Source organism: Rubrivirga litoralis (assembly GCF_031846415.1).
In the GTDB taxonomy this organism is placed as follows: domain Bacteria; phylum Bacteroidota; class Rhodothermia; order Rhodothermales; family Rubricoccaceae; genus Rubrivirga; species Rubrivirga litoralis.
This window is the reverse complement of record NZ_JAVRHT010000010.1, coordinates 1-22,453: the sequence shown is the minus strand read 5'-3', so window position 1 is coordinate 22,453 and position 22,453 is coordinate 1. Positions and strand designations below refer to the sequence as shown.

General features: G+C 74.2%; 20 protein-coding genes and 1 pseudogene. 8 read left to right on the top strand and 13 right to left on the bottom strand.

What is annotated here, in order from left to right; translation table 11 throughout:
* Positions 1-78: 78 nt before the first annotated feature.
* The 9 genes from RM540_RS05805 to RM540_RS05765 form a co-directional block, all read right to left on the bottom strand.
* Positions 79-846: an aspartate/glutamate racemase family protein gene (locus tag RM540_RS05805; RefSeq protein WP_311662603.1), complete on the bottom strand. Its 768-nt coding sequence runs from the start codon at positions 844-846 to the stop codon at positions 79-81.
* A 268-nt stretch (positions 847-1,114) separates the two neighbouring features.
* Positions 1,115-1,885, bottom strand: coding sequence for a flagellar biosynthetic protein FliR (gene fliR / locus RM540_RS05800; protein ID WP_311662602.1), 771 nt, complete (start codon positions 1,883-1,885; stop codon positions 1,115-1,117).
* A gap of 130 nt (positions 1,886-2,015) precedes the next feature.
* Positions 2,016-2,285, bottom strand: a complete 270-nt coding sequence (gene fliQ / locus RM540_RS05795; RefSeq protein ID WP_311662601.1) for a flagellar biosynthesis protein FliQ — start codon at positions 2,283-2,285, stop codon at positions 2,016-2,018.
* Positions 2,286-2,374: 89 nt separating this feature from the next.
* Positions 2,375-3,244: a flagellar type III secretion system pore protein FliP gene (fliP, locus tag RM540_RS05790; RefSeq protein ID WP_311662600.1), complete on the bottom strand. Its 870-nt coding sequence runs from the start codon at positions 3,242-3,244 to the stop codon at positions 2,375-2,377.
* Positions 3,237-3,875 carry a flagellar biosynthetic protein FliO gene (locus tag RM540_RS05785; protein ID WP_311662599.1) on the bottom strand — a complete coding sequence of 213 codons (639 nt, stop codon included), beginning with the start codon at positions 3,873-3,875 and terminating at the stop codon, positions 3,237-3,239. The genes fliP and RM540_RS05785 overlap by 8 nt, the downstream gene beginning before the upstream one ends.
* 462 nt (positions 3,876-4,337) lie before the next feature.
* Positions 4,338-5,213, bottom strand: coding sequence for a flagellar motor switch protein FliN (fliN, locus tag RM540_RS05780; RefSeq protein ID WP_311662598.1), 876 nt, complete (start codon positions 5,211-5,213; stop codon positions 4,338-4,340).
* The gene (gene fliM, locus RM540_RS05775; protein WP_311662597.1) at positions 5,210-6,217 is read right to left on the bottom strand and encodes a flagellar motor switch protein FliM; all 1,008 of its coding nucleotides are present in this window, start codon (positions 6,215-6,217) and stop codon (positions 5,210-5,212) included. The genes fliN and fliM overlap by 4 nt, the downstream gene beginning before the upstream one ends.
* Positions 6,218-6,617: 400 nt before the next feature.
* Positions 6,618-7,397 carry a chemotaxis protein CheZ gene (locus RM540_RS05770; RefSeq protein WP_311662596.1) on the bottom strand — a complete coding sequence of 260 codons (780 nt, stop codon included), beginning with the start codon at positions 7,395-7,397 and terminating at the stop codon, positions 6,618-6,620.
* Between the two features lie 4 nt (positions 7,398-7,401).
* The gene (locus tag RM540_RS05765; RefSeq protein WP_311662595.1) at positions 7,402-7,770 is read right to left on the bottom strand and encodes a response regulator; all 369 of its coding nucleotides are present in this window, start codon (positions 7,768-7,770) and stop codon (positions 7,402-7,404) included.
* A 161-nt stretch (positions 7,771-7,931) separates the two neighbouring features.
* Between RM540_RS05765 and RM540_RS05760 the strand changes: the two genes are divergently transcribed.
* The 8 genes from RM540_RS05760 (at position 7,932) to RM540_RS05725 (ending at position 19,529) form a co-directional block, all read left to right on the top strand.
* Positions 7,932-10,568: a chemotaxis protein CheW gene (locus tag RM540_RS05760; protein WP_311662594.1), complete on the top strand. Its 2,637-nt coding sequence runs from the start codon at positions 7,932-7,934 to the stop codon at positions 10,566-10,568.
* Positions 10,565-11,038 (top strand): chemotaxis protein CheW, encoded by a 474-nt coding sequence (locus tag RM540_RS05755; protein ID WP_311662593.1) that lies wholly within the window; start codon positions 10,565-10,567, stop codon positions 11,036-11,038. The genes RM540_RS05760 and RM540_RS05755 overlap by 4 nt, the downstream gene beginning before the upstream one ends.
* Positions 11,039-11,082: 44 nt before the next feature.
* A complete protein-coding gene (locus RM540_RS05750) occupies positions 11,083-13,131 on the top strand; it encodes a methyl-accepting chemotaxis protein (RefSeq protein ID WP_311662592.1) in 2,049 nt (682 codons plus the stop codon).
* Between the two features lie 95 nt (positions 13,132-13,226).
* Positions 13,227-13,607 (top strand): response regulator, encoded by a 381-nt coding sequence (locus tag RM540_RS05745; RefSeq protein WP_311662591.1) that lies wholly within the window; start codon positions 13,227-13,229, stop codon positions 13,605-13,607.
* Positions 13,607-14,677 carry a protein-glutamate methylesterase/protein-glutamine glutaminase gene (locus RM540_RS05740; RefSeq protein WP_311662590.1) on the top strand — a complete coding sequence of 357 codons (1,071 nt, stop codon included), beginning with the start codon at positions 13,607-13,609 and terminating at the stop codon, positions 14,675-14,677. Before RM540_RS05745 ends, RM540_RS05740 begins: the two co-directional genes overlap by 1 nt.
* 87 nt (positions 14,678-14,764) lie before the next feature.
* Positions 14,765-15,586, top strand: coding sequence for a CheR family methyltransferase (locus RM540_RS05735; RefSeq protein WP_311662589.1), 822 nt, complete (start codon positions 14,765-14,767; stop codon positions 15,584-15,586).
* Positions 15,583-19,116: a hybrid sensor histidine kinase/response regulator gene (locus tag RM540_RS05730; protein WP_311662588.1), complete on the top strand. Its 3,534-nt coding sequence runs from the start codon at positions 15,583-15,585 to the stop codon at positions 19,114-19,116. Before RM540_RS05735 ends, RM540_RS05730 begins: the two co-directional genes overlap by 4 nt.
* A complete protein-coding gene (locus RM540_RS05725) occupies positions 19,098-19,529 on the top strand; it encodes a response regulator (protein WP_311662587.1) in 432 nt (143 codons plus the stop codon). The genes RM540_RS05730 and RM540_RS05725 overlap by 19 nt, the downstream gene beginning before the upstream one ends.
* Positions 19,530-19,990: 461 nt before the next feature.
* Here the strand turns inward: RM540_RS05725 and RM540_RS05720 are convergent, their stop codons facing one another.
* The 4 genes and pseudogenes from RM540_RS05720 to RM540_RS05705 all read right to left on the bottom strand — a co-directional run.
* Positions 19,991-20,464: a flagellar basal body-associated FliL family protein gene (locus tag RM540_RS05720; RefSeq protein ID WP_311662586.1), complete on the bottom strand. Its 474-nt coding sequence runs from the start codon at positions 20,462-20,464 to the stop codon at positions 19,991-19,993.
* Complete coding sequence (locus tag RM540_RS05715) at positions 20,431-21,165, bottom strand: OmpA/MotB family protein (protein ID WP_311662585.1); 735 nt, start codon at positions 21,163-21,165, stop codon at positions 20,431-20,433. The genes RM540_RS05720 and RM540_RS05715 overlap by 34 nt, the downstream gene beginning before the upstream one ends.
* Positions 21,166-21,216: 51 nt before the next feature.
* Entirely contained in the window at positions 21,217-22,005 is a 789-nt protein-coding gene (locus RM540_RS05710; protein WP_311662584.1) for a motility protein A, read from the bottom strand.
* 190 nt (positions 22,006-22,195) lie between these two features.
* Positions 22,196-22,453, bottom strand: a pseudogene (locus tag RM540_RS05705) (hypothetical protein); the annotation flags it as partial.

Sequence of the window (22,453 nt, the reverse complement as noted above, 5' to 3'; positions counted from 1 at the left end):
GGTCACAGCGTCGGGGGCGGGGCGGGGCGGGAGTCTACCGCTGCCGACATGGGAGCGGGGTGGCGCCGCCCCGCTCGCTCATGGATCGGTGAGCGCGGCCGGGCAGCTTTCGCGGACAAGCGCGCGGGCGAGCACCGCCGTGGCGTCGAGGAGCGGGACGCCCCCTACGGTCGGCTCGCGGAGCGCCAGCGGGATCTCCGTGCAGGCGAGCACGACGACCTCCGCCCCGCCCCGAAGGAGGTGGTCGAGCCCGCTCTGGAGGCCGCCCGCAGCCCGAGCGCTGACGGGGTCGGACACGCTCTTGAGGCCGTACGTCGGGTCGTAGATGGCCGGCTGAACCGTCGTCTGCTGGAGGGCAGGGGGGAGCTGCAGCACCTCGAGCCCGAGCGGCCCGAGCCGGTCCGGGTACACGCCCGCGGCCATGGTCCCCGTCGTCGACAGGACGCCGACGCGGCGGGCGCGGGGAAAACGCTCGGTGATCTCGCGGCCGACCTCCTCGACCATGTCCACGAGCGTGCACCGCCCCGCCACGCGCTCGCGGACCACGTCGAAGACGGCCGCGGCGTGGGCCGTGTGGCACGGGACGCCGACCACCTCGGCGCCCCCGTCGACGAGGGCGCTGGCGAGGTCGGCGATGGCTTCGCCGGGGTTCTCGGTGTCGTGGCCGAGCAGGAACGCCGTCCGGTCTGGGATCCGGTGGGGGTGCGAGAGCAGCGTGAGAGGCAGGTGGTCCTGGTCGCGCTCAGCGCGCGTCGCGGCCAGGACCTTCTGCACGAGGTCGAGCCCCGCCCGCGGACCGACGCCGCCGACCACGCCGATCGGGCGGGCGTGTAGAGGGGCAGTCATGGGCGGGGCGGCCATGGGCGGGGCGGCGCTGTCGCACCGGAACCGCTCGGCTCGGTCGTGGGATCCGCCCCGCCCCCGGCGGGCGGGGCACGCTTGCCGAGCGTCCCCGCCCCGCCGTACCTTGGGCGCAGCACTCGGCCCCGCCGGGTGACTCTACAAAACAGGGACCTCCCTGCTTGCCGGCCCGCCCGATGCGAAAGCGTCGGGCGGGTTGTTTGTAGCGACCACCCCGCCCGATAGGCTGTTCGCGGGGCGGGGCGGGGCGGGGCTAGGGCGCCAGCGCGCGCACCATCTCCGCCAGGTCGCGGATGACGCCGTCCAGCAGCGACGGCGCCAGCGCGACGAACCCCTGAGCGAACACGAAGAGCGCCGCGATCCCGAGCACGAGCTTGGCCGGCAGGCTGATCGCGAACAGGTCGGCCTGGGGCACGACGCGGGCGAAGATGCCCAGCGCCACGTCGAGGAGCAGGAGCGCGACCATGAACGGGGCGGCCAGCCGGAGGGCCGTCGCGAAAAAGGCCCCCGTCCACTCGATCAGGAGCGGCCCGCCCGCGGTGAGGCGCGCGCCCCCAAGCGGGATCACCTCGAACGAGCCCACGAGCGCGCGGACCAAATGAGCCGGCCCGTCCAGGAGCAGGAAGAGGAGCAGGAACGTGACCGAGAGGAGCTGGCCGATCGGTCCGGCGCTCCCGTCGGCCGTCGGGCTGTAGGCCTGAGCCATGCTCAAACTCATCTGGAAGCCGATAACCTCGCCCGCCGTCTGGACCGCGAAAAAGACGAACCGCGCGCCGTACCCCAGCAGCAGTCCCGTCGCCGCCTCGATCGTCAGGGCGACGGCGAAGCCGACGGGGTGCTCGACGTGGGCCGGCAGCGGGCCGGCGGCGAACCCCGCGAGCACGAACGCCAGCAGGGCCGCCAGCATCACCTTGACGAGGACCGGGATGAACGGCCGGCTAAAGAAAGGGGCCGCCACGAACAGCCCGCCCACGCGCACGAACACGAGGAGCACCCGGAAAACGGTGTCGGCCTCGATCGTCATCGCGCGCAGGACCACCCCGCCCCGCTCGCCGGCGCCGAGGCCTGAGCGGGGCGGTCGGCGGACGGGCGCACCCCGCCCCGCCCCGCCCCGGCGGGGGACGCCACGACGCGGGCGGCGGCTCGGACCCGCACTAGCGCGACACGTTCGGGATGAACGCGAACACGCTCGTCGTAAAGTCGACGAGGTGCTGGAGCATCCACGGCCCGAGCAGGATGAGGACCGCGGCGACGGCCAGGAGCTTCGGGATCGACGAGAGCGTCATCTCCTGGATCGAAGTCACGGCCTGGAACAGGCTCGTCAGGAGCCCGACCGCGAGGGCCACGGCCAGCATCGGCGCGGCGACCAGGAGCGAGACCCGGATCCCCTGCTGGAGCCAGTAAAGCGCGACGTCGCTATTCATGGGGGTACGGGGTACGGAGTACGAGGTACAGAGCGACGTTCGACGAGGGCGGGGCGGGGAGGACATTCGTACCTCGTACCCCGTACCCTCTAGGCGCCGATGTAGCCGCGGACGACGGACTCGACGAGGAGGTGCCACCCGTCCGTGAGCACGAACAGGAGCAGCTTGATGGGGAGCGAGATCATGACCGGCGGGAGCATCATCATGCCCATCGACATCAGCACGCTCGCCACGATGAGGTCGACGATGAGGAACGGGATAAACACCATGAACCCGATCTGGAAGGCGATCCGCAGCTCGGAGATCACGAACGCCGGCACGAGCACGTGGAGCGGGACGTCGACGGCCGAGGCGAACGACTGCACGCCGGCCATGTCCATGAACAGGAGGAGGTCGTCGTCGCCGGTCTGGGCGAGCATGAACTCCTTGGTCGGCGCCGCGGCGACCTCGAACGCGGCCTCCTGCGAGATCTCGCCGTCGAGGTACGGCCGGAGCGCGTTGTCGTTGACGTCGGAGATCACCGGGGCCATGATGAACAGCGTCAGGAACAGGGCGAGCCCGATGAGGACCTGGTTCGGCGGCGACTGCTGCATCCCGAGCGCCGTCCGCAGGATGCTGAACACGACGATGAGCCGCGTAAAGCTGGTCATGAGCAGCATGATCGACGGCGCCAGCGTGAGCACCGTGAGCATCAGGAGGAGCTGGATCGGCAGCTCGTAGTCCTCGCCGTCGCGCGTCAGGCGGAGGCCGGGGAGCGCCCGCGCGCCCGGGTCGGCGGGCGTGCCGTCGCCGGGCTCGACTTCGGTCGTGGGCGGGGCGGCGTCGGGCGGCGCCGCGGCCGTCGGCGCGGGGAAGGCGCCCGCCCCGCCCGCCTCTTGCGCGAGGGCCGGGCCGGCGGCGAGGAGCAGCAGGCCGAGGGCGCACAGCCCCCAGCGGCAGCGGGGCGCGGCGCTATCCATGGTGCACCGGGGCGGTCTGGGCGTGGCGCAGGAGGTCGGCAAAACCGGGAGCGCGGGGCGGGGCGGTGGCCGCGGGCGCGGTGGCGTCGGGCGGGGCGAGCGCGGCGGTGTCGGCGTCGGGCGGGGCGGGCGCCAGGGCCGGGGCCTCGCCCGCGGCATAGTGGCGGATCAGCGAGACGCCGCCCTGGGCGAGCCCCAGCAGCAGCACCTCGTCGCCGACCGCGACGAGCCGGAGCGACTGGCCCGGCGCGAGCGCGAGCGCGTCGAGCGACCGGAGCGTGGGCGCGGGTCCCTCCGCCCCGCCCGCCGACGGGCGGTGGCGCAGGAAGACGGCCCACGCCCCGCCCCCGGCCAGCAGCAGCAGGGCCGCGAGGTTGCCCACGCTCAGCAGCCCCCGCCCCGCCCGCTCGCGCGGGGCGGGGTGGGCGGCCACCGGGCCGGCGCCGTCGCGGACCGGGAGCCGCTCGGCAACGTCGGCCGGACGGGCTTCGGACGGCGCTGGCGCCGGAGCGCCGGGCGCCAGCTGGAGGGCGAGCCACAGGACGAGCAGGCCGGCTCCGAACAGGGCCGCGCGGCGCCACGGGCTCAGCGGGCGCCGCGAGAAGGCCGGAAGGGAGGGGAGGCGGAACATCGTGCCGGAGGGGCGGCAAAAGGGGGCGGGGCGGGCGCGTCCGACGGGGCGCAGGGTGGCCTCGGCGGTCTCCCCCCACTCTGGCGAAAACGGTGCCGCCCCGCCCGGAACATTCGGCCGCGGGCGGGGTGGCGTCCGGCGGGCTTCCCTGGGCGTGGCGCTGCGCTGGCTCCGCGTGCGCCGTGTGACCGCGCGCCTCTCGGGTCTTGTCCGCCCCGCCTCAGGCGCCCACCCCGCCCCCAGCGTGCAGGATGGGGCGGAGTCCGAGGTGCCGGATCCGTGGCCGGACTGCCTCGTCAAGCCGCGATCGCCGGGCGGGGAGGTCGTCGACGTCGGCAGGGACGTTCTCTTCCTGGACAACCGTGAGGCCGGCGCAGCCAGGAGGGCGACTCCTCCCGTACCAAACGGCCGAACCGCACCCGTACCGAGTACCCGGTACCCCGTACCCAGCCGGAGGGCGCCCTAGACGAGCGCCGTGCGCGGACGCGGGGTCGAGGCCAGCCCCGTCACGCGCACGCCGAACTGGTCGTCGATCACGACCGCCTCGCCCTCGGCGATCAGCCGGCCGTTGGCGAACACCGACAGCGGCTGCCCCACCATCTTGTCCAGCTCGACCACGCTCCCCGTCGTTAGGCGGAGGACGTCGGCGAGCGGGAGCCGGCGGCGGCCCAGCTCGACCGTGACCTCGAGCTCGACGTCCGAGAGCAGGTGGAGGTCCGGGGCCGCGCCGTCGCCGATGGCCTCGGAGCCTAGGTCCTCGAACGCGGCCGCCGCAACCGCGACGGGCGGGGCGGGCGCCTCAGGGGGCGCAGCGGCCTGCGGCGGCGCGGCGTCGGGCGGGGCGGCGCCCGCCTCGGTCGGGGGCGGGGCGGACACAACCTCGTCGGCGAGGAAGACGGCGCCCGCGAGCGGGCCGCCCTCGTCGGCGAGCGAGAACGGGACCCGCCAGCCGAGGCCGGCGATGTCCTCGGGCGCCGCGACCGAGAACGCGGCCTCGGGCAACTCGTGGCCGTCGGCGGCGAGGTGCGTGCGGAGCGCGCCGTAGGCCTGGCCTGCCGCCTCGCCGAGCAGGTCGCCCGCCTCGTCGTCCGGGACCGGGCCGCCGACCATGGCCTCGGCGAGCCGGGCGGCCCACCCCGCCTCCAGCACGACGGCAAACGGGGCGCCGCCCGCGGGCACGCCGCCCAGGACGACGGCGCCCTCAGGCGCAGCCGGATCGTCGGTGGGCTCCGCCGGCCCGGCGTCGAGCGGGGCGTCGGCGCCGAGGAGCGCGGCGAAAAACGAGCGGAGGGCTTCCTGGGCCTCCGCGACGAGCGGGGCGAGGGCGTCTGGAGTCATGGGGTAGGGGGAGGGGCGTGGAGGGCCACGGACGGCACCTCGAGGACGCGGAGGGCGTACTGCTTGCCGGCGCGGCCGGCGGCGGCGACGAGCGTCTCGCGCTCTCCGATCGTGACGCGGAGCGGGTCCTTCGTCCAGCGCTGGAGCGGGATGACGTCGCCTTCGCGGAGCCCGGCGATGTCGGAGATCGAGAGGCGGGTCCGGCCGAGCTCGGCGCGGAGCTCGACGTCCATCGACCGGAGGGCGCCCTCGTACTGGTCGCGGACGGGCGCCGGGACCTCCTGGGTCGCGTTGGCCGCCCACCGCCGCATGCCCGCCCCGCCCACCATCTTGTCAAGGAGCGAGTACGGGTAGAACAGGTTGAGCGGGACGAGGCGCCCCTGCACCCGCATCTCGAAGGCCGCGACGATCCCGGGCTCCATGCTCGGGAGGATCTGGATAAACTCGGCGTTGCTCTCGAAGCCGACCTCGTGGATCGTGACCTGGTGGGCCTGCTCCCACGCCGCCTCCAGCTCGGAGAACGCCTTGCGGATCACGCGGCTCATGATCCGCTGCTCGATCTTCGAGACCTCGCGGGGGACCTCCAGAAAGTGCCCGGGACCCCCGAACAGCTTCTCGACCGTGTAGATCACGAACGCCGGGTCGATCTCGAAGAGGAGCCGGTCGCCCAGCTCCTCGACCTCGCCGATGTACAGCGCCGACGGCCACGCGCTCGACGCCACGTACTCGGAGTACGTGACCTGGCCGACGGCCGTGAGCGAGACCTCGACCATCGTCCGCAGCTGGGACGAGAGGTAGACCGAGATGTCGCGGGCGAACAGCTCGTGGACCCGCTGGAGCACCCGCATCTGCTCCTGCGAGAACAGGCGGGGCCGCGTAAAGTCGTACGGCGACACGCGGGCCGCGGCGGCGCCCGCCCCGCCCCCGCCGGGCGGCGGCGGCTCGCCCCCCAGCTGGCCGCTGAGCAGGGAGTCGATCTCGGCCTGGTTGAGGGTCTTGGACATGCGGGCGGGCGGGGTGGCCGGGGCGGCCGGGCGGGGTCCCGCGGGACACCAAGCGGCGTGCCAACGCGGGCTCGCCGTCAGGAGCGGCGTCCGCAGCGGTGGCGGGCGCCCCGGCACGGGCGGCCGGAAAAATGTGCCCGGGCGGGGCGGTCGCCAGGTGCCGCCCCGCCCTCGGCGGCGGCGGCGCGTCCGCTCTCTCTGCACAGAACTTGGTGGCGAGCGGGGCGGGGTGGCGCCTCGCGCGGCGAGTGCCGGTCCGCGCAGCGCCCGCCCTCGGCGGCCGGGCGACGAACGCCGCCGTCCGCCCCGCCCGCGGGCGCCTCGCGGGGTTGCCCAAACGAGCCGCCCCGCCCGCGCCGGAGGGGCGGGGCGGGGCGGCAGAACGGTCGGGCCGCCGGCGTCAGGCGCCGAACAGGGCGTCGATGTCGTCCTGGCTCGTCGGGCCGGCCGCCGCGGAGGCGCCGTCGCCAGACGCGAGCGCCTCGGCCGCCGCGCGGTCGACGTCGGCCTGGAGCGAGTCCGGGCGCACGTAGCGGGCGTCGGCGTCGAACGTGCCGGCGTCGACCGGCGGGCCGTCGTCGTCGGGCGCCACCCCGCCCTCGGCCGAGACCCAGCGGACGAGCTTGTTGAGCCGGTAGCGGACCGACTCGATGAGGTGGTTGACCGAGGCCAGCTGCTGGGCCGTGATGTCCTGGACCTGGAGCGAGACGAGGATTCGGTCGAGGTCGCGCCGGGCCGCGTCGAGCCGCGCGGCCTCGGCCTCGGCGCGGGCGGCCTCGTCGGCGTCGGCCTCGTCGAGGAGCGCCTCGGCGTCGGCCAGGAGGGCGGCGTCGTCCAGGCGGTCGCGGAGCAGGCTGCGGAGCCGGTCGGCGGCCCCGGGCGGACCGTCGGGCGGGGCGGGCGGCGAGAGCCGGGCGCGGACGGCGTCGACGAGGTCGAGGATCTCGGTCGTCGCCACCTCCGTCGCCTCGGTCACGCTCTGGATCTGGAGCGTGGCCTCCGGCATCTGGCCGGCGCTCTCGCGGAGCGACCCGTCGATCTCGGAGAGCAGCGGGAGCACGTCGAGGATGAGCGACGAGAGCTCCTCGGCGAACGAGACCGCGCGCTGCCCGGCCTCGAACACCGTGCGGAGCTCGACGAGCCGGTCCAGGATGGGGGCGGGGTTCGAGGCCGTGGGCATGGGCTTACGCGGTTTTGAGGATGGCGTCGATCTTCTCGCCCAGGACCTGGGCCGTGAAGGGCTTGACGACGTAGTTGTTGACGCGGGCCTGCATGGCGGCGACCACGTCCTCCTTCATGCCACGCGTCGTGATCATGAGGATCGGGAGCTCGCTGAACTCGGGGTGGGACCGGACGGCCTGCGTGAGCTCGAGCCCGTTCTTGTTGGGCATGTTCCAGTCCGTGACGAGAAAGTCGGGGCGGGCGGCTTCGAGTTGGGCGAGACCCTCGACTCCGTCGGCGGCGTCGACGATGTCGGTGTAGCCGAGGTCGCGAAGCGCGTTGGAGACGATGCGCCGCATGGTCGACGAGTCGTCGACGACGAGGAATTTCATGGCGGGGTGGGGGAACGTGAGGCGGCGGTATCGGCGCGCCGCCCCGCCCCTTAAGGGCTGGCCCGCCCCCGAGAAAAAAAGGGGCCGCCGGTTAAGGGGGCGGGGCGGCCAGGCCGATAGGGTGGGGGAACCGCCCGTCCCCCCCCCCGCCCCGAACCCCTATGGAGGAGCTTGTCCAGGAGTACCTCGTCGAGTGCTCGGAAATCCTCGACGCCCTCGACAACGACCTCCTCGCGCTCGAGCGCGGGGAGAGCGACGCCGAGCTCCTCTCGCGCATCTTCCGCGGGGTCCACACGGTGAAGGGGACGAGCGGCTTCCTGGGCTACAACAAGCTCGTCGACATCACGCACGTGGGCGAGAGCCTGCTCGACCTGCTCCGCACCGGGGCCGTCGAGCCGAGCGCGGCGCTGGCCGCGGCGCTCCTGTCGCTGCTCGACGCCATGCGGCGGATCCTCGCCCACGTCGAGGCCGACGGCACCGAGGGCGACGACGACTTCTCGGCCCTCGTCGCCACGCTCCAGGCCCTCCAGTCCGGCGACGCCCCGCCCGAGCCCGCCGAGGAGCCGGCCGACACCGCCCCGCCCGCCGAGGAGCCGGGCGCCGCCCCGCCCGCGGCCGACGCGGCGCCCGACGCCCCGAGCGCGGCGGCCCCGCCCCGCCCCGCCGCCCCGCCCGCGGGGACCGGCTCGCCCGGCCCCGACGAGACGTTCGCCGTGCTCCGCTGGCTCCACGCCGACGCCGGCGGCCCCATCCCCATCGACCAGCTCGCCGAGGAGCGCGGCGTCACCGAGGGGACCGTCCGCAACCACCTCACGGCGCTCAACAAGGCCGGCCTGCTCGTCATGCACGGCGACGGCACGTACGAGCCCGCCGGCGCCGCGCCCGCCCCGCCCGCCCCGCCGGCCGACGAGCCGGGCGGGGTGGCCGAGGCCGACGAGAGCGCGGAGGCCACGCCGCCCGCCGAGGCGCCGAGCGGGGCGGCTCCGGCGCCCGCCCCGCCCGCGGTCCCCACCCCGCCCGCAGCGCCCGCCCCGCCCGCGGCGTCGTCCGAAGCCCCCGCCCGTGTGTCGGCGGCCGACAGCACGATCCGCGTCGACGTCGACCTGCTCGACGGGCTCATGAACCTCGTCGGCGAGCTGGTCCTCACGCGGAACCAGATCCTCCAGTACGCCAACGCCCGCGACGAGGCCGAGCTGCTCGTGCCGTCCCAACACCTCAACCTCCTCACGACCGAGCTCCAGGAGGGCGTCATGAAGACGCGGATGCAGCCCATCGGGAACGTCTGGAACAAGTTCCCCCGCATCGTCCGCGACCTCGCCGTCGAGTGCGAGAAGGAGATCCAGATTGAGATGGAGGGGGCCGACACCGAGCTCGACAAGACGATTATCGAGGCCATCAAGGACCCGCTCACGCACCTCGTCCGCAACGCGTGCGACCACGGCGTCGAGCGGCCGGCCGAGCGCGAGGCGGCTGGGAAGCCGGCCGAGGGGCTCCTCCTGCTCCGGGCCTACCACGAGGGCGGCCAAGTCAACATGGAGATCGTCGACGACGGCGGCGGCATCGACCCCGACAAGATGAAGGCGAAGGCTGTCGAGCGCGGGCTCATCAGCGCGTCGGCGGCCGAGGCCATGAGCGCCCGCGAGGCGCTCCACCTCGTGTTCCTCCCCGGCTTCTCGACGGCCCAGACCGTCAGCAACATCTCGGGGCGGGGCGTGGGCATGGACGTCGTCAAGACGAACATCGAGAAGATCGGTGGGACCGTCGACGTCCACAGCCGGCTCGGGCGCGGGACCACCTTCCGCATCAAGATCCCGCTCACGCTCGCCATCATCCCGGCCCTCCTCGTCAAGGCCGGGGGCAGCCGGTTCGCCATCCCCCAGGTCAACCTCCTCGAGCTCGTCCGCCTCGAGGGCGGGGCGGTCGGGGCCGGCATCGAGACCATCCACGACGCGCCGGTCTACCGGCTCCGCGGCAAGCTGCTCCCGCTCGTCTCGCTCGCCGAGCAGCTCGGGCTCGGCCCCGGCCTCCTGGCCCCCGCCCCGCCCGGCGACGGCGAGCCCGGCGGCGACGAGCCCACCCCGCTCAACATCGTCGTGCTCCAGGCCGACGAGCAGACGTTCGGGCTCGTGGTCGACGAGGTCGTCGACTCCGAGGAGATCGTCGTCAAGCCGCTGAGCACGCAGCTCAAGGCGCTCGCGACCTACGCCGGGGCCACGATCATGGGCGACGGCCGGGTCGCGCTCATCCTCGACGTGCTCGGGCTCGCCGAGCGCGCCCGCGTGCTCTCCGAGGAGGCCAAGGGCCGCGTGGCCGCCGAGGCCGACCGCGCGCGCGCCGACGACCGGGAGTCGCTGCTGCTCGCTCGCGCTGGCCGCCACGACCGGCTCGCCCTCCCGCTCGCCGCCGTCTCGCGCCTCGAAGAGATCGCCGCCGACCGCGTCGAGCGGGCCGGCGACGAGGAGCTCGTCCAGTACCGCGGCGCGCTCATGCCGCTCGTCCGCCTGCTCGGCGCCGACGCCGCCTCGGACCCGCTCCAGGTCGTCGTCTGCGAGCGGGGCGGGGCGCCCGTCGGGCTCGTCGTCGACGCCGTCGTCGACATCGTCGAGGACGCCGTCGAGGTCCAGCGCCGGGCGGCCGGCGCGGCTGGGCTCGCCGGCGTGGCCGTGGTCCAGGGCCGCGTGACCGAACTCGTCGACGTCGATCACTTCGTCGGGAAGGCCGCCGGCGCCGCCGTCCCGTCCGGCGACGGCGCCGCCACCGCCCCGCCCGCCCCCGCCTTCGACCTCGCCTCGCTATGACGCCCTCGCCCGCGGCCGACGCCGCTCACATGCAGCTCTGCACGTTCTCGCTCGACGGCCTCCACTTCGGCGTCGACGTCCTCCAGGTCCAGGAGGTCCTCCGGTTCCAGGAGATGACCCCGGTCCCGCTCGCCCCGCCCGAGACGCGCGGGCTCATCAACCTCCGCGGCCAGGTCGTCCCTGCCGTCGACCTCCGGCTCCGGCTCGGGCTCGCCGAGCGCCCGCTCGACGGACTCGCCCCCGAGGACCAGCCCATGAACGTGATCGTCCGGGCCGGCGACGACACCGTGAGCCTGCTCGTCGACCAGATCGGCGACGTCGTCGAGCCGGCCGCCGACGCCCTCGAACCGCCGCCCGAGACCCTCACCGGCCGCGTGCGCGACGTCGTCACCGGCGTCTACAAGCTCGACGGCCAGCTCCTCCTCGTGATGGACGCCGACCGCACGCTGAACCTCCCCGCCCGCGCTTAACGCGCGCCGCGCTCTCCCCCCGCACAAACCCCGCCCCCCCGACCATGGAAACGCTCCGCACCAACGGACACACCGGCCGCATCGCCGCCACCCGCCCCGCCCCGGGGCGCCCCGCCCGCCCGACCAGGGGCGGCCACCCGCTCGCCGACAGGTTTGGGATCGATGAGCAGACGCTCGACCTCCGCCGCCAGTTTATCCGCCTCGGCGACGCCGAACTCCAGATCCTCGCCGAGCTCACGCCGTGGGCCGAGGAGCACGGCCCCGAAGTCGTCCGCGAGTTCTACGACTGGCAGTTCGAGTTTGGCCCGACCGTCCGCTTTTTCGAGTCGTTCGCTGAGACCGGCGGCCACACGCTCGGTTCGCTTCGCCAGCACCTCGAAACAGCCCAGACCGGCTACTTCACAGGCTGCTTCGCCGGTGCCGCCAGCGGCTACGACGTGGCGTACTTCGAGACGCGGCTCCACATCGGGAAGGTCCACGACCGGATTAACCTCCCGTTCAAGTGGTACGCCGGGGCGTACTCCGAGCTGGGCCGGCTCACGCGCGAGCACCTGGGCCGGGAGCACCCCGACGCCGAGTACGTCGATCGCGCGATGGAGGCGCTCCAGAAGGTCTGGAACCTCGACCTACAGGCCATCGCCGACTCATTCCTCCTGAGCACCGTCGAGTCGTTCGGGATGGACGTTACGGTCATCGAGGCCGACCCCGGCACCGACCGGACCGAGCACTTTAGCCAGATCAAGGACGAGCTCAACGCGCTCCTCGAACAGAACGCTGACTTCCAAGGCCAGATCGAGGCCATCGGGAGGGCACAGGCCGTCATCGAGTTCGACGTCGACGGGACGATCCGCACGGCCAACGACAACTTCCTCCAGACGCTCGGCTACACGCTGGACGAGATCGAGGGCCGGCACCACCGGATGTTCGTGGACGCCGAACACGCCCAGAGCGCCGAGTACCGGCAGTTCTGGGAGGCCCTCGCCCGCGGCGAGTACCAGGCCAGCGAGTTCCGTCGGATCGGGAAGGACAGCGAAGAAGTCTGGATCCAGGCCTCCTACAACCCGATCTACAACCGCAGCGGTGAGCTGATCAAGATCGTCAAGTTTGCCAGCGACATCTCGGACCGGGTAAAGGCGAGGCTCCGGCTCGAGCAGAGCGTAGAGCAGATGCTCCAGACCGTTCAGGCCGCGGCCCAGGGCGACCTCACGCAGGAGATCGACGTCGAGGGCGATGACACCATCGGCCAGATGGCCGAGGGTCTCCGCCAGTTCCTCGCCGGCCTGCGAACCGATGTCGGCCAGATCGCAGAGAACGCCCAGCACCTCGCGGCGGCGTCCGAGGAGATGAGCTCGATCTCGACCCAGATGGGGACCGACGCCGAGACCACGTCGGGCCAGGCCGGCGCCGCCGCCTCGGCCGCCGAGCAGGTCGACAAGAACGTGCAGACCGTGGCGACGGGCGCCGAGGAGATGTCGGCCTCGATCAAGGAGGTCGCCGGCAACGCCGCCGACGCCGCCCGCATCGCGGCCGAGGCCGTCGCCGCCGCCGAGCGGACGAACGCGACCGTCTCGAAGCTGGGCGAGAGCTCGGTCGAGATCGGCAACGTCATCAAGGTCATCACGTCGATCGCGCAGCAGACGAACCTCCTCGCGCTCAACGCGACGATCGAGGCCGCCCGCGCCGGCGAGGCCGGCAAGGGCTTCGCCGTCGTCGCCAACGAGGTCAAGGAGCTCGCCAAGCAGACGGCGCAGGCGACCGAGGACATCGGGCAAAAGATCGAGACGATCCAGGGCGACACCCAGAACGCCGTGCAGGCCATCGGCCAGATCGGCGGAATCATCGGCCAGATCAACGACATCCAGGGCACGATCGCGAGCGCCGTCGAGGAGCAGAGCGCGACGACCGCCGAGATCGCCCGGAACGTGAACGAGGCCGCCCGCGGGAGCACCGAGATCGCCGAGAACATCACGGGCGTGGCCCAGGCCGCCGAGAGCACCTCGGGCGGCGCCCGCGACGGCCAGCAGGCCTCGACGGAGCTGGCCCGCATGGCGGCGACGCTCCAGCAGGTGGTCGCCAAGTTCCAGTACGCCTGACCCCGCGCGCCGCCCCGCCCCGCCCCGAGCGGGGCGGCCCCTTTCCACGCCGCCCGCCCCGCCCCGGGGCGGGGCGGCCTCTACCCACCCCGCCCATGCGCGCGCTCATCATCGACGACTCCCGAACGGTCCGCGCCGTCGTTCGGGCTCACCTGGCGGCGCTCGGCTTCGACGTGGCCGAGGCCGCCGACGGCCGTGAGGGCCTCGGCCGGCTCCGCACGGGCGGGGCGGTCGACGTCATGCTCGTGGACTGGAACATGCCGGTCATGGACGGGCTCGAGTTCGTCCGGACCGTCCGCGCCGACGCTGCCTTCGATCGCGTCCCGGTCGTAATGGTCACGACCGAGTCAGGCGTCGGGAGCGTCGCGGCGGCCCTCAACGCCGGCGCCACGGAGTACGTGATGAAGCCGTTCACGCGCGACGTCCTCGACCAGAAGCTCCGGCTCGCCGGGCTCGACCTCCACCCGACCTCGTGATGGCCCCGATCCGCGTCCTGGTCGTCGACGACACCGTGATCGTGCGAAAGCTGGTGTCCGACGTGCTCGAAGCCGACCCCGAGATCACCGTCGCCGCGACGGCCCCGAACGGCCGCGTGGCGTTACAGAAGGTGCCGATGGTGGCCCCCGACGTCGTCGTGCTCGACGTCGAGATGCCGGTGATGGGTGGGCTCGAGACGCTCCGCGTGCTCCGCGACGAGCACCCGCACCTCCCGGTCATCATGTTCAGCTCGCTCACCGAGCGGGGCGCGTCGACGACGCTCGACGCGCTCGCGCTGGGCGCCCGCGACTACGTGGCCAAGCCGACGAACACGAGCGGCATCCTCGACGCGCGCGAGCAGGTTCGCGAGCAGCTGGTGCCCAAGGTGAAGGCGCTCGGGCGCCGCCGGACCGCCTCGGAGTCCGCCCCGCCCGCCGTCCCGCCCGTCCGCGCAGCGTCCGGGCGCGCGTCGCGCGTCGACGCCGTCGTGGTCGGCGTCTCGACGGGCGGGCCGAACGCGCTCGTCGAGGTGCTCCCGGCGCTCCCCGCCGACTTCCCGGTGCCGGTCCTCGTGGTCCAGCACATGCCCCCGCTGTTCACGAAGTCGCTGGCCGAACGTCTCGACCGGGCCTCGGCGCTCACGGTCCGCGAGGCGGCCGACGGCGACGTACCCACGCCGGGGACCGTGTGGATCGCGCCCGGCGGCCTCCACCTCGACGTCGTCCGCGAGGGCGGGGCGGTCCGCCTCCGCACGCAGGAGGAGCCGCCCGAGAACAACTGCCGGCCGGCCGTCGACGTCCTGTTCCGCTCGGCCGCGGCCGTCTGGGGCCGGAACGCGCTGGGCGTCGTGCTGACGGGCATGGGCCACGACGGCCGCGTCGGGGCCGAGCACCTGACGCGGGCCGGCGCCCGCGTGGTCGCCCAGGACGAGGCCACGTCGGTCGTCTGGGGCATGCCCGGCGCCGTGGTCCGCGCGGGCCTCGCCGACGCCGTCGTCCCGCTCGGCTGCGTGGCCGCCGAGGTCGAAGACCGCGTCGCGCGCCGCCCCGCCCTGGCCGGCACCGGCTGACCCCGCCGGCGCTCTCTCCTGCCCGGGCTCGGGGAGGAGAGAGACATTTTTCCCTAACGGTCTTTTACTCGTCCCGTACCGATTCCCATGTCCCTCGCCGTCCACGACTCCTCCTACGTGCGCGCCCTCGTCCGCGAGCGCTCCGCGATCGTCCTCGACGAGGGCAAGGAGTACCTCCTCGAGTCACGGCTGGCCCCGATCGTCCGCCGCGAGGATCTGGACTCCATCGGCGATCTCGTCGGCCAGCTGCGGTCGCAGCCGTTCGGCGACCTCCACGCGCGCGTCGTCGAGGCCATGACGACGAACGAGACCTCGTTCTTCCGCGACGCCCACCCGTTCGACGCCCTCCAGGACCACATCGTCCCCGAGCTCATCGAGCGGCGGGCGGGCGAGCGCCGCCTGCGGATCTGGTGCGCCGCGTGCTCGAGCGGCCAGGAGCCGTACAGCGTCGCCATGCTCCTGCGCGACCGCTTCCCCGAGCTCCAGAGCTGGGACGTCGAGATCCTCGGGACCGACCTCTCGACCGAGATGCTGGAGCGGGCGCGGGACGGGGCCTACACCACGCTCGAGGTCAACCGCGGCCTCCCCGCCCGCCAGCTCGTCCAGAACTTCGAGCAGGCCGGGCCGATGTGGCGGATCAAGGCGCCGCTCCGCGAGATGGCCGAGTTCCGCGTGATGAACCTGATCGAGCCGTGGCCGCTGCTCCCCAAGATGGACATCGTGTTCATGCGCAACGTGCTCATCTACTTCGACACCGAGACCAAGCAGGACATCCTGGCTCAGATCCGCCGCGTGCTCCGCCCGGACGGGTCGCTCTTCCTGGGGGCGTCGGAGACCACGCTCAACCTGGACCCGGCGTTCGAGCGCGTCGCCTACGGCCGGGCCTCCTGCTACCGCATCCAGTCGTGAGGCCGCCCCGCCCCGCCCTGGCCCGCCCCAGCGCTCCCGCCGCCGTCCGCCCCGGCGCGGTCGTCGCCCGCCCCGCCCCGCCCGGCGAGGCCGCCCGGCTCGTGGCGCTCGACCGCTACGCGATCCTCGACACCCCGCCCGAGGAGTCGTTCGACCGGGTAGCTCGGCTCGCGGCGGCCCTGTTCGACGTGCCCATCGCGTTCATCTCGTTCCTCGACAGCGAGCGCCAGTGGTTCAAGGCGGCCGTCGGCGCTGACCTGTGTGAGGCGCCGCGGCGCGGTTCCTTCTGCGACCCGGTCATCCGGTCCGGCGCGCCTCTCGTCGTCGAGGACGCCCAGGTCGACCCTCGGTTTGCCCACAACCCGTTCGTCGCCGGCCCGGCCGGCGTCCGGTTCTACGCCGGCGCCCCGCTCACGACGCCGGACGGCCACTGCGTCGGCACGCTCTGCGTGATCGACGTCGAGCCGCGCGAGGCCCCCGAACTCGGCCCGCTCCGCGACCTCGCGGCGACGGTCGTGGTCGAGCTCGAGCTCCGCCGCGAGGTGGCCCAGCGCCGGGAGGCCGAGCGGACGCTGGCGGCCGAGAAGGAGCAGGCCGAGCACGTGCTCGAGGGCATGGGCGAGGCGCTCTTCGCCTTCGACGGGGCGGGGCGGCTGACCTACCTCAACGCTCAGGCCGCCGCGCTCGCCGGGGGCGGGGCGGACGCGCTCGTCGGGACGACGATCGAGGCCCTCGTCCCGGGCGAGCGCGGGGCGCGGCTGGCCGCGGCGTGCCGCCGCGCGGCCCGCGAGGGCCGCCCCGGTGAGTTCGAGATGGGCTCCAGCGAGGGCGACGCGTGGTTCCACGTCCGGGTCTGCCCCCACGCCCGCGGCCTGACGGCTTTCGTCTCCGACGCGACCGAGCGCCACCGGGCCGAGGAGACGGGCCGCCGCCGCGAGGCCATCCTCGAAGGCGCCGGGGCCGCCGCCGACGCGCTGCGGCGCGCGGCCGACTTCCACTTTCTCCGGGGCGCGGCCTGGGACGACGAGCTCCACGCGCTCCTCGCCCACCTCGGCCGGTCGACCGGCGCCAGCCGGGCTTACGTCATCGGCGCCCGCCCCGCCCCCGGCGGGCGGGGCGGGGCGGTCGGCGAGTGGACGGCGCCGGGCGTCGAGGCGTGGGCCGCCGGCGCGCGCGCGGCCGCCCCGCCCGGCGTGGCCGCGTGGTGGGCCGAGCGCCTCGGGCGGGGCGAGACCGTGACGGTGCGGGCCAGCGAGGCGCCCGAGCCCGAGCGCCGGCGGCTCGCCTCCCGCGGGTCCGCGTCCGTCGTCGCCGTGCCCGTCCTCGCCGGGGGCGAGTGGTGGGGCGTGCTCGGGCTCGAGACCGGGGACCCGTCGCGGACGTGGGCCGAGGCCGAGGTCGACGCGCTCCGCGTCGTGGCCGCGTCGCTCGGCGCGGCCGTCCAGCGGCAGGAGTCCAGGGTCGTGCTCCGCGAGAGCGAGGAGCAGCTCCGGCTCCTCATCGACGGCGTCCGCGACCACTCCATCTTCCTGATCGACGCCGGGGGCCGCATCGAGACCTGGAACGCCGGGGCCGAGCGGCTCAAGGGCTACACGGCGGCCGAGGCCATCGGCCTCCCGTACCGCGCGTTCTACCCGTCGGACGACGTCGCAGCCGGCGTCCCCGACGAGGTCCTCCGCCGGGCGGCCGCCGAGGGCTCGGCGACGACCGAGGGCTGGCGCGTGCGCAAAGACGGGTCCCGGTTCTGGGTCTCGGGGACCGTCACGGCCCTCCGCGACGAGCCCGGCGCGGACGGCGGCCCCGGCCGGCTCCGCGGGTTCGGCAAGGTGGTCCGCGACGCGACCGAGGAGTGGGAGGCCGCCGAGCGGCTGCGCCAGGACAAGGACCGGCTCCAGGAGCGGGTCGCCGAGCGGACGGCGGCGCTGGCCGAGACCAGCGAGCAGCTCGAGGTCGAGATCCGCCAGCGCCGCCACGACAAGCGCTGGATCACGCAGCTCGGCACGCTCCTCGACCGCGCCCAGGACGCCATCTGGGTCCTCGACGCCGAGAGCGTCACGGCCTACGCCAACCGGAGCGCCCAGCAGCTCTACGGCTGGGGACCCGTCGAGTGGCTGGGCCGCGACATCCGCGACCTCCTCGGCGCCCCGCTCGACACGCGCCACGCCGAGGCCTTCGGGACGGCGCTCGCCGAGGGCGAGTGGGCCGGCGAGCTCCGCCAGCGGACGCGGGCCGGCACCGACATCGTCGTCGAGAGCCGGTGGACGTTCGTCGAGGGCGAGGGTGACGACCTGGGCTCGATCCTCGTCGTTAACACGGACGTGAGCGAGCGGAAGGCGCTCCTGCTCCGGGCGCGCCGCGTCGAGGACCTCGGCCGGCTCGCGGGCGGCATCGCCCACGACATCAACAACGTGCTCGGCCCGATCCTCATGTCGCTCCAGCTGCTCGCGATGCGGGCCGGCGACGACGACGCGACGCGCAAGCTCCTGGGCACGCTCGAGAGCGCGGCCACGCGCGGGGCCGGCCTCGTCCGCCAGCTCCTCAGCTACATGCGCGGGGCGCGCGGCGAGTGGGCGCCGGTGTCCGTCGTGCCGCTCGTCGACGAGGTCGGCCAGATCCTCCAGGAGACGCTCCCGTCGAACGTCGCCCTCGACCTCGCGGTCGCCGACGACCTCCCGCACGTCGTCGCCGACCCGACGCAGCTCCACCAGGTGCTGATGAACCTGACCATCAACGCGCGCGACGCGATGCCGAGCGGGGGCGCGCTCGCGGTCGCCGTCGAGGACCGCACTGTCGACGCGGCCGAGGCCGAGCGGTACCGGGACGGGCGCGTGGGCCGCTTCGTCCGCGTCACCGTCTCGGACACCGGCGTGGGCATGCCGCCCGACGTGCTCGACCGGGTGTTCGACCCGTTCTTTACGACGAAGGAAGGAGGCACCGGGCTCGGCCTGGCCAACGTGGTCGGCATCGTCAAGGGGCACGGCGGGTTCGTCGTAGTCGAGAGCGCCGAGGGGGCGGGGACTCGGTTCGACGTGTTCCTCCCGGCGGCCGAGGCGACCGCCCCGCCCGAGGTGTCCGGGGGCGGGGCGGCCGAGCCCCTGGCCGACGCGGGCGGGGCGGTCCTGGTGGTCGACGACAACGCGGCCATGCGCGACGCGGCCTGCGGCGTCCTCGCGTCCCACGGCTACCGCCCGGTCCCGGCCGCCCACGGCGCCGACGCCCTCGACCAGCTCGACGCCCACGGCCCCGTCTGCGCGGTCCTCACCGACATGATGATGCCGGTCATGGACGGCCCAGCGCTGGCCCGTGCGCTGAACGAGCGCGATCCGGGCCTCCCGGTGATCGGGATGAGCGGGCTCACGACGCCCGACGAGGCCGCGGCGGGCGGCGCCCGCTTTGCCGGCTTCCTCCCCAAGCCGTTCCAGGCCGGCGCCCTCCTCCAGGCCCTCGACGAGGTCCTCGCCACCCCGCCCGCGCCGCCTGCCTCTCGCCTTCCCACCCCCCACGCCACGCCATGCCCGCGACCATCCTGATCATCGACGACGACGAGCTGTTCTCGAACACGGTCTCCTTCGTGCTCGAGCAGAGCGAGCACGAGGTGCTGACGGCGTCGAGCGGCGTCGAGGGCCTCGAGCTCGCCCGCGAGCGCCGCCCCGACCTCGTGCTCTGCGACGTCCACATGCGGAACGGCCACGGCTACGCGACGGCCCAGGCCCTCCGCGAGCGGCCCGAGACGAAGGGCGTCCCGATCGTGATGATGACCGGCAACGCGAGCCCGTTCGGCGAGAGCCGGAGCCGGATCTCCGGGGCCGACTACTACCTCGCCAAGCCGTTCGCCGTCGACGAGCTGATGGACGTCGTGCGCCAGGCGCTCACCGCGAAGCAGAGCGAGGCGCAGCGTTCGCACCACGTCATCTTCCCCAGCGGCCCGTCGCGCGTCTCGTAGCGCCGCCGCCCCGCCCGGCTCCACCCCGCCCGGAGCCGCCTGGTCCGAGTCCGCCCCGCCCCGCTGCTCCAGCGGGCGGGGCGGTGCATTTCGGGGCGGCCTGGAGAGGGCGGGGCGGGGTGGGGCACGGGGAGCCGTCACGCGCGGGCGGGGCGGGACGTCCGGGCACGGACTTGCGGGCGGGCCGTTCAGCGGGCGCACGCACGCCTTCCTGCGCGTTGCTGGTGACGGGTGACCGGCGGCTGGCAGCGGTGAGCCCGGTCCCGGCCGTGACCGTGGCGTAGTCAGCCCGCCGCCCCGCCCTCGCCGTGGGAGCACGCCGCGGAGCCCGACCGCCCCGCCCTCGCCGTGGGGCGGGGCGGTCCGCGCGCCGGAGCGCCGTAGGTGTCCACCCCGCCCGTGGCGCCGGACGTGCCCGCCCCGCCCTCGCCGTGAGGCGGGGCGGCGCCGCTGTGGGACGTCTACTGGAGCACGTACTGCGTGAAGTAGAGCCGGTCGATCTCGCCCGTGACGATCCCGTTCACGTGTGCCCGGATCGTGTCCTTTAGCGCCGCCCGTCCCGAGACGGCCGCCAGTTCGTCGACCGTCCGCTCGCCGAGGAGGCGGACGATGGCGTCGCGGATGACGACCTCGTGGGCGCCCACCTCGGCGAGCGTCTCCTCGTCGGCCGCCTCGAGCGCGAGGTCGACCATGAGGTAGCGCCGCCCGCCCGACTCGGCCGGGTTGACGATGATCCCGTCGACCTTGGCGAACTGGCCGTACTCGATCAGCTCCGCCGCCTCCTCGGCGGCGGGCTCGTCCGAGACCGTCGCCTGTTGGTATTGGTAGTAGCCGCCGCCGCCGCCCAGCAGGAGCGCGACGACGGGGAGGATCAGGAGGATCTTGCGCTTTTTGGGCGCCTCTACGGGCGAATCGGGGTCGACGACGTCGGCCATGGGACGGTGCTGATAAGGATGGTGACACGGCGGTTGCGGGCGCGCCCGGGCGCGGTCGCGTTCGAGTCGCGGGGGCGGAACTCGGCGTAGCCCGCGGCCCGGTAGCGGTCGGGCGCGAGGGCGCCCTCGTGGGCGAGCAGGAACCGGACGACCGACGCGGCGCGGGCCGTCGAGAGCTCCCAGTTCGACGGGTACGTCGCCGTCTGGATGGGCACGGAGTCGGTGTGGCCCTCGACCGACACGCTCTGGACGTCGGGGGCGACGACGGCGGCGAGCGCGGCCAGCACGCGCTCGGCGTCGGGGAGCAGGGCCGACGTCCCGGACGCGAACATGACCGAGTCCAGCATCGTGACGTGGACGCCCTCGGTCGTGAGCGAGACCTCGACGGCGTCGCTCAGCCCGGCCTCCTCCAGCCGCTCTAGAAGCTCCTCGTAGCGCTCGGCCTGCTGGACCGCCTGGTTCTCGGCCGTGGCCGGCGTCGTCGGGCCGGCCACGAGGGCCATCTCGTTCTGGAGCATCCCGGTGTGCCCGTGGAAGTAGCTCAGGGCCTCCTCGAACTTTTTGACCTCGACCTCGGACATGGCCACGAGCATCACGAAAAAGGCCAGCAGCAGCGTGACCATGTCGCTGAAGGTGGCCATCCAGAACGGGGCCGTCGGCTGGTCGTCTTCGGGCGGCGGGCGGCGGGGGCGGCGGGGCATCGGGCGGGGGCGGCGTCGGGCGCGACGGGTCGGTGCGGGCGGGGCGGCGCGCTAGGCGGCCAGCTTCATGTCGGCCGGGGGCGCCTCGGCCTCCCCGCCCTCGCCGCCGACGTACTGGCGGAGCCGGCGCTCCATGAGCGTCGGGCTGTCGCCGCGGACGAGCCCGAGCACGCCCTCACGTGTCACGTCGCACTGCTTGATGAGGACCTCGGCCTGCTCCTTCTGCTTGTTCGCGAGCGGGAGGAAGACGGCGTTGGCGAGGAACGCGCCGTAGAACGTCGTGATCATGGCGACGGCCATGGCCGGCCCGATGGCCGTGGGGTCGCTGAGGTTCTGGAGCATCTGGATGAGCCCGATGAGCGTCCCGACCATCCCGAACGCCGGGGCGTAGGTGCCGGCCGTGTTGAAGAACTTGACCAGGAACATGGCCCCGCCCACATCCCGGTCGATCCGCGTCTGCATGAGGTCGTCGACCTCCTCGGGGCCGATCCCGTCGACGGCCATCTCGAGCCCGAACCGGGTCAGGTCGTCCTCGGTCTCGCCGAGCCGGCGGTCGAGGGCGAGGAGCCCGTCGCGGCGGACGAGCCGGGCGAGCTCGACGAACTCGGCGATGAGCCCGTCGAGCGCGGGCGGGGTGTACCCGAAGAGCGACTTCAGTGCGCCCGGCACGCCCTTGACCTGCTCGAGCGTGAACGCGGCCAGGAGCGCGGCGACCGTCCCCCCGACCACGATGACGATCGACGGGACGTCGACGAACGTCTGCCAGCCGTCCCCCATGAGGATCGTGCCGAAGACGAGGACGCAGGCGGCGACGAGGCCGATCGGGGTGGACTTCTCCATGGGGGCCGGGGGGCGGGGCGGGTCGTTGCGGGGCCGCCGGGGGCGCCGCCGCACTCCCCTGTTATCCGGCCCCGCGCCGAGCGCTTAAGCGGCCGGGTGCAAAAAAACCAGGAGGCGGCGTGGTCGCGGCGCTCTCTCGCCCCAACACCCCGCCCCGCCCACAGAGACCACCCCGCCCCGCTCGCGGGCGCTAGCGGACCAGGCGGAGCCGCGGGCGCGGCGGCGGGGACGGCGCGATCGTAGACACGTAGCGCCGGAGGGCCGGGGCCTCGGCGCGGAGGAGGGCGCGGACGCTGTCCGCCCCGCCCGCGCCGGCCCACCGGTCGTCGGGCTCCGGGGCGCTGTCCGCGCAGGCCGCGGGGGGCGGGGTGGCGGGGTAGCCAAGCGCGGCGGCGCCGCGGCTGGAGGCGGCCGTGGCCCGGAGCAGGAGCCCGACGGCCGGGTCCAC